General features: G+C 38.9%; 8 protein-coding genes, 1 tRNA gene and 1 pseudogene. 4 read left to right on the top strand and 6 right to left on the bottom strand.

Annotation, left to right across the window (positions count from 1 at the left end; translation table 11 throughout):
• Positions 1 to 101: 101 nt before the first annotated feature.
• On the bottom strand, positions 102 to 2159 hold the full coding sequence (gene rho / locus QVP90_RS11115) for a transcription termination factor Rho (protein ID WP_021936443.1): 2058 nt from the start codon (positions 2157 to 2159) through the stop codon (positions 102 to 104).
• Between the two features lie 266 nt (positions 2160 to 2425).
• On the opposite strand from rho, the gene QVP90_RS11110 reads away from it, so the two are divergent.
• Entirely contained in the window at positions 2426 to 3262 is an 837-nt protein-coding gene (locus QVP90_RS11110) for a 4Fe-4S binding protein (RefSeq protein WP_005930219.1), read from the top strand.
• A gap of 72 nt (positions 3263 to 3334) precedes the next feature.
• Here QVP90_RS11110 and tilS read toward each other — a convergent pair whose 3' ends face one another.
• Positions 3335 to 4618, bottom strand: coding sequence for a tRNA lysidine(34) synthetase TilS (tilS, locus tag QVP90_RS11105; protein WP_007481677.1), 1284 nt, complete (start codon positions 4616 to 4618; stop codon positions 3335 to 3337).
• 187 nt (positions 4619 to 4805) lie between these two features.
• On the opposite strand from tilS, the gene feoB reads away from it, so the two are divergent.
• The 3 genes from feoB to QVP90_RS11090 all read left to right on the top strand — a co-directional run bounded on the left by feoB (position 4806) and on the right by QVP90_RS11090 (position 7630).
• Positions 4806 to 7292: a ferrous iron transport protein B gene (gene feoB / locus QVP90_RS11100; RefSeq protein ID WP_021936442.1), complete on the top strand. Its 2487-nt coding sequence runs from the start codon at positions 4806 to 4808 to the stop codon at positions 7290 to 7292.
• A complete protein-coding gene (locus tag QVP90_RS11095) occupies positions 7289 to 7507 on the top strand; it encodes a hypothetical protein (RefSeq protein WP_005930226.1) in 219 nt (72 codons plus the stop codon). The genes feoB and QVP90_RS11095 overlap by 4 nt, the downstream gene beginning before the upstream one ends.
• 51 nt (positions 7508 to 7558) lie before the next feature.
• Positions 7559 to 7630, top strand: a tRNA-Cys gene (locus QVP90_RS11090).
• A 298-nt stretch (positions 7631 to 7928) separates the two neighbouring features.
• Here the strand turns inward: QVP90_RS11090 and QVP90_RS11085 are convergent.
• From QVP90_RS11085 to QVP90_RS11070, 4 genes and pseudogenes are all read right to left on the bottom strand, one after another.
• Positions 7929 to 8246: a hypothetical protein gene (locus QVP90_RS11085; RefSeq protein ID WP_021936441.1), complete on the bottom strand. Its 318-nt coding sequence runs from the start codon at positions 8244 to 8246 to the stop codon at positions 7929 to 7931.
• A 19-nt stretch (positions 8247 to 8265) separates the two neighbouring features.
• Positions 8266 to 9078: pseudogene (locus QVP90_RS11080) on the bottom strand (DnaB-like helicase C-terminal domain-containing protein); the annotation flags it as partial.
• Between the two features lie 210 nt (positions 9079 to 9288).
• Positions 9289 to 10797 (bottom strand): hypothetical protein, encoded by a 1509-nt coding sequence (locus QVP90_RS11075; protein WP_021936440.1) that lies wholly within the window; start codon positions 10795 to 10797, stop codon positions 9289 to 9291.
• Positions 10798 to 10837: 40 nt separating this feature from the next.
• Complete coding sequence (locus QVP90_RS11070; RefSeq protein ID WP_021936439.1) at positions 10838 to 12112, bottom strand: hypothetical protein; 1275 nt, start codon at positions 12110 to 12112, stop codon at positions 10838 to 10840.
• Positions 12113 to 12204: the final 92 nt, after the last annotated feature.

Below are 12204 nucleotides of genomic sequence, written 5' to 3'. Positions count from 1 at the left end.
TGACGGTATTCCGTACTCCGGTGTCTTTATGATTGGGATATCCGGGGGTATGTTTTTCCGGTGTTTATCCGTGTCTGCTCTGAAGTTATGATAATCATCTTTTAGCTATTCATGCTCATCAGGAATTCGTCATTGTCTTTAGTCTTTTCAAGACGGTCTTTTACGAAATCCATCGCTTCTATCGGGTTCATGTCCGCCAGATACTTACGTAATATCCACATACGGTCGAGTGTAGTCTTATCAAGCAGCAAATCATCACGACGTGTACTTGAAGCCACAATATTAACAGCCGGGAAGATACGTTTGTTAGATAAGTTACGGTCGAGTTGAAGTTCCATATTACCGGTACCTTTAAATTCTTCAAAGATAACCTCATCCATTTTCGAACCGGTATCGATCAATGCGGTTGCGATAATGGTCAGCGAACCTCCGTTTTCGATATTACGGGCCGCACCGAAGAAGCGTTTGGGTTTATGCAGTGCATTGGCATCCACACCACCCGAAAGTACTTTTCCGGATGCCGGTGAAACAGTATTGTAAGCGCGTGCAAGGCGAGTGATGGAGTCTAAGAAGATGACAACATCGTGTCCGCACTCTACCAGTCTTTTGGCTTTTTCAAGTACGATGCCTGCAATTTTTACGTGGCGCTCTGCAGGTTCGTCGAAAGTCGATGCAATAACTTCTGCGTTTACGCTACGTGCCATGTCCGTTACTTCTTCCGGGCGCTCATCGATAAGCAACATTATCATGTATACTTCCGGATGGTTGGCGGCGATTGCGTTGGCAATATCCTTCATAAGTAATGTCTTACCTGTTTTAGGCTGTGCTACGATCAGTGCACGTTGGCCTTTACCGATCGGAGAAAACAGGTCTACTACACGTGCAGACATAGAATCGGAATATCCCCCTTTGCAAAGTCTGAACTTTTCGTCCGGGAAAAGGGGAGTCAGGTGATCGAAAGGAACGCGGTCGCGTACAAATGCTGCATCACGTCCGTCTATTTTCGATACCTTTACTAATGGAAAATATTTTTCGCCTTCTTTGGGCGGACGAATTACACCTTCTACTACATCTCCTGTTTTCAGACCAAATAGCTTGATTTGTGATTGGGATACATAAATATCATCCGGAGATGAAAGGTAATTATAGTCCGAAGAACGTAGGAATCCATAACCATCCTGCATGATTTCCAATACGCCTGTACCGGTCAGGATGTCATCGAATTCATAAGGCTTTTCACGCTCTATGACTTTACGTTCCGGTGCCGGTACATTTTCACCTGCATTTTGTTGTTGCGCAGGTCTTTGCATAGGCAGACGGGGATTGTTGTTATTTCTTGGAGCGTTATTATTGCTGTTATTATTATTGTCACGTGGACGTATAACACGGGGGCGCGGTTGGTTTTGCGCTTGTTCAGGGGCAGGAAGGGTGATTGTTTCAGCCTTGGTCGATTCGAATTTACCGAATAATTCAGTTGGTAATTCTACTTTTTCAGATGGAAGATCTTCTATAGGAATGAAGTCGTCATCAGAGCTTTCCGACAGGATTTTACTTTCTTCATCAACAACGGCCGGAGCTTTGGGCTTGATAATCGGTTTGGAAATCGGTTTAGAAGCAGGCTTAGAGATTGGTTTGGAAGCCGGTTTCGCTTCCGTTTTCTTTTCTTCTTCCGCTTTCTTGGTTTCCGTTACCACCACTTCTTTTTCTTCTTTAGCGGCAGGCTGTTCTTCTACCGGTTTGTTTACTACTGGATTTTTGCGTGGACGTCCTACTTTCTTTTTCGGAGCGGCTGCAGGAGTCTCTGTTGCGGGAGTAGCGGTTTCTTGTTTTACAGTAGCGGCTTCTTGTGCTTGTGCTTTAGTTGCCGGAGCCGGTGCAGTTGTTTCTGCCTTGGTTATCTCACCGTTTTTGGTAGCAGAAAATACTTTGTTTTCTTTCTTCACTGCTACGCGTGACCGTTTTTTCTTGTCTTCGTTTCTTTCCTCTTTCAATTTATCTGCCGCAACTTTCTTAGTAGCGCCGGCGATAGCTTGTTCATCAAGGATTTTGTAAACAAGTTCTTCTTTTTTTAGTGAGTCTGTCTTTTTTATACCCAGTTCGTGGGCAATAGTTTGTAGTTCCGACAAATCTTTGTCGTTCAATTGGATAATGTTATACATACAGTATAGTAAGTTATTAATATTTTTCTGTTCAGCTGAAATATGAACAACACAACAGGACTTCACTTGTCACTGGTCATGTGAACATATGCTTTAAATTATGAATCTGGGATATTTCTGTTGAATTGGATATCTGGTTGTTTCCCTCTGGTGAGAAATAGCAGAGTGTTTCAACGGCGCAAAGATAATAAATAATTCTGGTTTCATAAATAAATCATCATTTTTTTCATTTAAAAGTGTATCTTTGTTACTTAAAATTGAACATTATGATAGTTACTGAAGCTCATCTTATTTATTTTTCGCCTACCCACACATCTAAACAAGTAGGTGAAGCAATTGTTCACGGAATAGGAATAACTAATTTTTCAACGACCGATTTAACCTTAAAACCGGTTGAAGAAATGGAGCTTCCGACTTCTGCATTGGCTGTTGTGGTAGTTCCTGTATATGGCGGACATGTAGCTCCGTTGGCAATGGAGCGTCTGGAAAGTATCCGGGGTAACGATACTCCGATAGCATTGGTGGTGGTTTATGGTAATCGTGCTTATGAGAAAGCTTTGACGGAACTGGATGCCTTTGTTTTACTGAATGGATTTAAGGTAATTGCCGGGGCGACTTTTATAGGTGAACACTCTTATAGCAGTGCGAAATATCCGATTGCGGCAGGGCGTCCTGACTCTAATGATTTGGAATTAGCAGTGGAATTCGGCAAGAAATTGAAAGCCAAAGTAGAAGCAGCTTCCAGCCTGGAAACTCTTTATCCGATTGATGTCCGGGCTATTCCCCGGCCGCGACAACCTTTTTTTCCGTTATTTCGCTTTTTGCGTAAGGTGATAAAACTACGTAAGAGCGGTGTGCCTTTGCCGCGTACACCGTGGTTGGAAGACGAAAGTCTTTGTACGCATTGTGGTGCATGTGTACGTCATTGTCCGACAGGCGCCATATTGAAAGGTAATGAAACACAAACGGATGTAGAAAAGTGTATTAAGTGTTGTGCTTGTGTTAAATCATGTACGCAACAGGCGAGAGTGTATGATACTCCGTTTGCTGTGTTGCTTTCGCAGTGTTTTACCCGGCAGAAAGATCCGAAAACAATCTTATAGTCTATCAATAAAAATCCTCTTTCGCACGCTGAAACCGAATAACGGAAAGCAAGCGGAAGAGGAATTGGCACATTATTCCTCGTTAATCTTTAGGATGATTACTCTTTTTGTGTTCCCGTCTATTCGAAAACGATTGTCGGTCCGTTCTCCTATTACCCAAGCTATTTTGTCCCCGCAGCATAGAATCCATTGTTGTTCTTTCCGGATGACGGAGAATTTTCTGTCTGTCAGGTAGTCGCTTACTTTTTTCTTTCCTTTCATTCCAAAAGGGATAAAGGTATCTCCCGTCTGCCATTTTCTTAAGCTGAGTTTTTCGACTAATTTGTCAGCATCAAAGTAGGCAATGTGTTTGTCGCGGGAAATAATAAAATCCCTTGTGTATTCTCTTTCTTCTCTGATTAGTTTGAAAGGAGGGTATTCTTTTTCTTCCTTTTTGTCTATCAGCAGATATTCTCTGTCTTTCGTTATTCTCCAACCTTCTTTGCTTATAAATTGTTTGCCTGCTTGTTTATTTAATGCAGTCAGAATGTTTTTAGTTTGTGCCGGGTTGAATCCCAACGGATAGAGTATTTCGAATAGCAGTGTTTCCGGGGCGGGTTCGTTTAGCAATGCAGTGATACGGATATTGCCTTTTTCCATTATCCGTTGTTTCCCTTCATCTATACCTTTATTATATATACGCACTACATCGTTCAGATAATTACTGGTATCGATAATATGTTCTTTTGCTGCCGGATTAATTTCCTGCATAAGTGGCAACAGGTTCAGACGTATTTTGTTGCGGGTGTATTCGTCTTGCAGATTTGTACTGTCCGTCACGTATTGCTGACCGGTGCTTTGCAGGTAATCAATAATTTCTTTTCGGTCGATACATAAAAGCGGCCGCACGATATCTCCGTTTTTAGGCCGTATTCCCAATAATCCGTTTATTCCTGTCCCACGTATAAGATTAAGCAATACCGTCTCTACGCTGTCATCTTGATGGTGAGCCACGGCGATGACATCGGCATTTGTCTGTTTTTTTATCTCTGCAAACCAGCGATAACGCAATTCACGCGCTGCCATTTCAATCGATATTTTATTCTCGGTTGCATATTGTTCTGTCTCGAAATGCACAATATGCAAGGGTATTTTCATTGTCGCACATAAATCCCGAACGAACCGTTCATCCCTGTCTGATTCTTCCTTCCGTAGATGGAAGTTGCAGTGTGCGGCTTCGCAATTATATCCCAATGTATGAAGAATGTGTAGCAATGCCACCGAATCGGCACCACCGCTCAATGCTACGATAATGTGGGCTTTTGAAGAAAATAAATGCTCGTTATCAATATATTGTGCAACCTTTTTACGTATCATGTTGCAAAGATAAACATATTATAAATAATTTATAAAATGATTCGAATAATAAAATTAAACCGGTCTGATTGTTGTAACATTTGGCGTGTCGTTTCGTGTGAAAAGTATCTCTATTTAAAAACATTCTAAATAATTTGTATCGTAGAAACTTATCCGTTATCTTTGCAGAAAATTAATAGAACAAAGTATGCGTTTGTCCGAATTAAGAACAGGAGAGAAGGGTGTTATTGTTAAGGTACTCGGCCACGGAGGCTTCCGTAAGCGTATTGTCGAGATGGGTTTTATCAAAGGTAAGACCGTAGAAGTATTACTCAACGCCCCCCTTAAAGACCCCATTAAATACAAAGTATTAGGTTATGAGATTTCGCTTCGCCGGCAGGAGGCCGACATGATAGAAATCATCAGTGAACAAGAAGCGGCAGAACAGGTGCATCAGCATCAGGACTATCATCAAGGCATAAGCGAAAATGTTTATCCGGGTGAGGAAGAGTTGAAGCGGTTGGCACTTGGGAAGAGAAGAACTATTAATGTAGCTTTGGTTGGTAATCCGAATTGTGGAAAGACTTCTTTGTTTAATCTCGCATCCGGTGCTCACGAGCATGTGGGTAATTATAGCGGAGTGACTGTCGATGCTAAAGAAGGGTATTTTGACTTTGAAGGTTATCATTTTAAGATAGTCGATCTCCCCGGTACTTACTCTCTTTCGGCCTATACACCCGAAGAAATTTATGTGCGCCGGCATATCATTGATGAAACTCCGGATGTGATCATTAACGTTGTGGATTCTTCCAATCTGGAGCGTAATCTCTATCTTACGACTCAGCTTATCGATATGAACGTCCGCATGGTTATTGCCCTTAATATGTATGACGAACTTGAGTCCAGTGGCAATACTCTCGATTATCGATTGCTGAGCAGACTTTTCGGCGTGCCTATGGTTCCTACTGTTTGTAAAAAGAATTTAGGTATCGACCATCTGTTCCATGTTATCATCAATCTTTATGAAGGGGGTGATTTCTTTGATAAAAATGGAAATATAAATCCGGAAGTTGCAAAAGAACTGCAAGACTGGCATCGTACCCACGTAGACGAAACTCATCACGAAGAACATTTGGAAGATTATGTTCATCCTCATAAATCGGGGGAACGCGTGTTCCGTCATATTCACATCAACCATGGCCCTGATTTGGAGAAAGCCATTGATGCGGTAAAAGAGGAAATCTCGAAAAATGAAGCCATCCGCTCTAAATATTCCACTCGTTTTCTTGCGATAAAACTTTTAGAAAACGATCCTGATGTTGAACGTATTATTCGTACGTTGCCCAATTCGGAAGAAATTATCCGGATACGCGATAAGGCAGCTAAACGTATCATGGTTGCATTGAATGAAGATAGTGAATCTGCTATTACCGATGCGAAATATGGTTTTATTAGTGGTGCATTAAAAGAGACATTTATTGACAATCATCAGGAGAAGGCGCAGATGACGAAGGTCCTTGATGCCATCGTGACACATCGTGTGTGGGGATATCCCATCTTTTTCCTTTTCATGTATATCATGTTTGAAGGTACTTTTGTGCTTGGGGAGTATCCGATGATGGGAATTGAATGGTTGGTAGAGGCATTAGGGAGCCTGATCAATAATCATATGGGTGAGGGGCCGTTGAAAGATATGTTGATAGATGGTATTATTGGTGGTGTAGGCGGGGTGATCGTCTTTTTGCCTAACATCTTGATCCTTTATTTCTTTATTTCCCTTATGGAAGATTCCGGATATATGGCTCGTGCAGCTTTTATCATGGATAAAATAATGCATAAGATGGGACTTCACGGCAAATCGTTTATTCCTCTTATCATGGGATTCGGATGTAATGTTCCCGCTATCATGGCTTCCCGTACCATAGAAAATAGGAAAAGCCGTCTTGTAACGATGCTTGTCAATCCGTTGATGTCTTGTAGCGCCCGTCTTCCGATTTATTTGTTGTTGGTAGGCGCTTTCTTCCCGAACAATGCAGGATTGGTATTGTTTTCTATTTACTGTATCGGTATTTTGCTGGCAGTGCTGTTGGCTCGTTTGTTCAGCAAGTTTTTGGTTAAAGGTGATGATACTCCGTTTGTGATGGAACTGCCGCCTTATCGTATGCCGACAATGAAAGCTATTTTCCGTCATACGTGGGATAAAGGTGAACAGTATCTTCGTAAGATGGGAGGAATTATAATGATTGCATCTGTCATTATCTGGTTCTTGGGGTATTATCCCAATCATGATGCTTATGAGACGGTTGCCGAACAGCAAGAGAGCTCTTATATAGGGCAGATCGGAAAAGCAATCGAGCCGATAATCGAACCTATGGGATTTGATTGGAAGTTGGGCATTGGTCTGATTTCCGGAGTTGGTGCGAAAGAATTGGTGGTTAGTACGCTCGGTGTGCTTTATACAAATGATGCTAATGTGGATGATACCACTTTAGGAGAGCGGATTCCGATAACTCCGTTTGTCGCTTTCTGTTATATGTTGTTTGTGTTGATATATTTTCCATGTATTGCTACATTTGCAGCTATAAAACAGGAGTCGGGAAGTTGGAAATGGGCATTTTTCACGGCGGGGTATACCACTGTATTGGCATGGGTATTGACTTTTGTTGTTTATCAGATAGGAGGATTGTTTTTATGACCTGGGATTGGCAGGAATGGGTCGTTGCTTTACTAATAGTGTTATGCGTGGCTCGTATGGTATATGGGATTTATAATTTTTTTCGCAGTACGAAAAATAATGAAAATCCTTGTGCAAGTTGCGCAAGTGGCTGTGAATTAAAGCGTCAGCTCGATAAGAAGCAACAAGAGTGCAAAGTCACTAAAAAACATCCAAAGAAAAATTGCTGTGGATAGTTTGGTAGTTTGAAAATTTATACTACCTTTGCAACCGCAAATGGGAAATAAGGTTCCTTGGATGAGTGGCTTAGTCAGTGGTCTGCAAAACCATGTACGGCGGTTCGAATCCGCCAGGAACCTCAACTATCACTTTAAAGCCCTTGAAAGTCAAGCACTTTCGAGGGCTTATTTTTTACGGAGACCGTTTCGGGGACCACTTGAAAATTCGAGAATATTTTCCAATATATCTTTTGATTATTTTTAGGATTCAGTTTACAGCAGAAGCACAAATGATTTAAAGTGATTTGCCATTCAAGAATCTCGTAGTCCTTAAGTGTTCTTTCTATTATATGTGATTTATATGAAGAAATATAGATTGAGGGGATTGTGTACCCCCTCTTCTATGGAAGACCAGCTAAGAGACCATAACTAATGTGGTTTAATTGGGTGCTATAATTAAGTAGCCTGCCAAATCTTCCGGTTCATCATTCTTGGGTGCTTCATTTATAATATCCCAAACTAATGCTTTACCTACAATTGATTGTATAAAGCTAGCAAGGTTATATATATCCTCTAATTCTAATTTGCAGTCTATATTCCCAATAAATAGTAATTTACACTCTTTGTTTGCTTCCAATTTGATAGAGTTACTAATTAATTGGCGAATAACCTCAATAGACAAATCAGAGAAGTTTAGTGACAAGATTATACTTTTACTATCTCTAATAACCTTAAACTTAAAAGACTTTACTCTCATTGTAGCTTTCTTTCTAATGGATTATGTTATCAGCTATGTTATCAAAACGTGCAAATTGACTGGAAAATTTTAATAAAGTATTTCCCGTCTTTCCATTACGATTTTTAGCAACTATGATTTCAGCCATACCGTGCAAATCATTTTCTTTTTCATCTTGGTATATTTTGTAATATTCGGGACGATGGATAAAGCAAATCATATCTGCATCTTGCTCAATAGTTCTGGATTCTCGTAGATCACTTAATTGAGGACGTTTTCCCTCAATGCCTTCACGTGATTCTTTACCACGATTTAACTGTGAGAAAGCTATAATAGGAATATTCAATTCCATAGCCAATGCTTTGAGCGAACGAGTAATTACGCTAACCTCTTCTTCACGATTGCTATAACTCATGCCACTTGTATTCATCAGTTGGAGATAGTCAATGATAATTAGCTTAACTTGATGTTCTCGTACAAGGCGAGATGCCTTAGTGCGAAGTTCTTGTATAGATAACGCTGGTGTATCATCCAGAAAGATAGGTGCATCTTCTATAATTTTTTCTGCATCATCCAATAAGGCTTGTTCTTTCTCACTATACAATTCTGCATGATTTATTTCCACGTTGCTTACATTTGATAAAAAACGATTCATGAATTGAACAGTGGACATTTCGAGGCTAAAGTAAGCAATAGGGGTTCTATTAAGGATGGCGATATTTCTCACCAAGGATATTGCTAATGCTGTTTTTCCCATTGCTGGGCGTCCACCAATCACAATTAATTCTCCTTTTTTCCATCCGAATGTAATTTTATCCAATTCAGTGAAACCGGATTGTATGGCTCTCTCACCTACATACTCATATTTGAATATACCCAATTTTTTCATATTCTTTTTCTTATTTAGTCTTAGTGTGAGCAAAGTAACTAAGACATATACGTCATTTTACGACGTAACTCTCGAAAAAAAGAAACCGCTACAACTTGACATTATAGCGGTTCTTGTTCGTAGTTAGTATGTAATACTTTGATTTATATTTCATTACATGAGAACAAATGTTTTTTATTCCACATCATTATTCAAGAAAATATCCAATTTAGCTTCGGAAGTCTCTGCTTTTTTAAATAATTTCTCAATAGGAGTAATTTTCTTGCTATACCATTTCCTCATTTTGGAACTAACAGTTGCATACTTTTGGAGTATAGCCAACGTCTCGCTCAAGTTTTTACCCTCCAAGCTTAAAGTAAGGTATTCAGTTGTTGCAAGATATGCATTGTAAGCATTCTTGTGTATTTTGGGCACATTATCTTTATACCCTTGTTGACCTCTATAATAAGTGTAAGAACATTCCACGCATTGTAAGTCGTCAGAAATCTGTTCTACCATTTTTTTCATCATAGATAAAGTGTCATACTTCTGCATGAAATCTCGATTGATTTTATCAATGTATTCACTTATTAATTTTATCGATTTATAATATTTTCCATCGTTTTCTTTAATCCCTCTTTCCGTATATTCATTGCGTAGACGAATAACATCATCTAATTCTTTTTTATGCATTTTAACCGCAGTCTCTAAAGCCGAGGATTTTCCACTACTCTCATATAATCCTTTTCTACAATATACTACGTCAGGACGAACAAACTCCATTTCTTTTATATTCATGGAAACTTTTGTAGGGAGAATTTCTTGCAGCTTGTTATATAAGGAATCATACTGAAGTTCTAATAGCTTTTCTTCTCTTAATTGCTCCACATCATTTCCATTTTGATCTACTATCTTCTTAGAATATACTTCGTTATCTTTATATAAAGATACCTCATAATATTCATTTCCTGCTTCTCTCAGAACTTTTATAGATTTGGTTAAAGTACCATTATCATAACATTCTATCACATCTGTGCTTAGGTTCTCTTTTTGTGTGATAGTTTTGCCATCTTCCGCATAAAACGAAATGATATTATCATCTAGTTTCTCAATTAATATGCCCGTTTCGCTATATCTGGTATACTGAATTGGAGTTGTTATATTTCCATAGTTTCCCGGTGTCACTTGAAGTATTCCTTTGTATTCTATTTGTCCGTTTTGAAACCAGTTTGTGTTATATTGTTTGTCATCTACTAATTTTGCATGGCTTTTCTTTTGCCCTCTATTTTTGGCATCCGTGTAGTAGGATGTTTTCTCTATCATTTCATCTTCCTTATATATACATTCTTCCAAGAGATAGTGCCCACTACTTCCCAAATTATAATTCTTTTCCACTCCGCTCTTTTTCCCATTTAGATAGTTTGTGGATTTAGAAATATATTTTTCGGATGTTCCGAAATATTCGATACATAATCCATGTAAAGCTCCATGATTGTAGTTTGCGGAGATTAGTAACATTCCATTCCTGTCGTATTCCTTATAGGAACCATGTCTTGTTCCAGTACCCGCAATTACAGTAAAAGACTCATGTAAACGGGAATTCCCCCAATCCCAATAAGTTTTTTTAGTCACAAGATTCTGCGCACTAGCTATATCAACTGATGATATTATAATGCAAATAAAAAATAGAATTCTAAATTTCATATTTTCCTTGATATTAATTTCTTTTTTGTTGTATGCGATCTTAATTTATCTGTACGATGTTGGTAATAGGATTAGGCGTTGATTCCGTAATTTCCACATTACCGTCTATATCAATCGTTCCGATAACAGATTGGCTTGTACTATATTGAAAACCTGCAAAATATAGCAAATCCGAACCCTCCATTGTATAAATGGAACGAAAATCAATGCCTTTGCTTGACAAGTCCAATTCCTTGATACTGTAGTCCTCCAATGCTATAATATCCAATTTATCCACAGATTTTCGTGCATATAAAGCATTTGTTGTGACATAAGTGGAACGATCGGTGGCAAAAAATCCATTCAAATTAGCTGAAACTTCTGTCAATGCCTTTGTAGCAAACTGATATTCATAAGTGCGACCATAATAATTTATCAGCATTGTAGCCCTGCGTTCATTCCATTTCACTTGTATATCATTGGGTTGTGGTCTTCCCCAATAATCAAGAGATTCCGTCTCTGCCATAATTTGACTTTGGAGTTCTTTATTCTCATTTAGCTTGCTAACTACAAGTTTGTAAGATTCATGTTCTCCACTAACAGCAGTGAGATATAAATCTTCGTTGTCGTGAGATACAAAAGCATTTCCATATTCTGTGTGGGGGATAAAATTAGAAATGATAAACTGCTGCGTACCATACGACGGACGGATATATCTGTAACCATAGAAACAAGTTCCCTTATTGTTGACAACAAAAGAAAGGGAATTATCTGCATACAATTCTAACTTTAAGTTAGAAATATCCTGTGTATGAATTTTATAAAGTCTTCCTCCACCCATATTGTTTTCCATGTTAGCCATGACATAGATATTTCCCTTATTGTCTGTTACGGCATTCTCTCCATTTAGTCCTGCACCTAAATCATATATCGCTTCTGTGGATTTATCGACAAGATAGGAATATCCGCCTATTCTCTCTTCGTTCGGTAGCAAGAAGCCATCTTCGTCATACGTTGGTCTGTAATTGATGTCCCCACCTGTAAACATCAGATACTTTTTATTAATATCCCATATTGAAAATGAACCGCTTATTCTAATCGTATCACCCTTATTGTCAATCCACGATAATTCCATGTCTCTACCGTCTTTCTTAATCTGTCGATATTGGGCAGAAGAAGAACGGGTATTAGTTCCACTTGTATAGATATACTTTGCATCTTTGATATTCAATCCCACAATATCACCGTGCTGTGGCGGTTGGGACAGTTCATCATCATTACTGCAAGATACAAGAAAAAAGGCTGTACAAGCAGCCAATAAATACTTCAATTTCATAATACTATTTTTTTATTTTATTAGTAATTCTATCTGATAATCCTTTCAATCCTACTTCATTTAAGTTTTTCAACTTTGCTTCTTTCCCTATC

Source organism: Bacteroides sp. CAG:189 (assembly GCF_000432295.1).
GTDB lineage: Bacteria > Bacteroidota > Bacteroidia > Bacteroidales > Bacteroidaceae > Bacteroides > Bacteroides salyersiae.
This window is presented reverse-complemented; position numbering and strand designations above follow the sequence as displayed.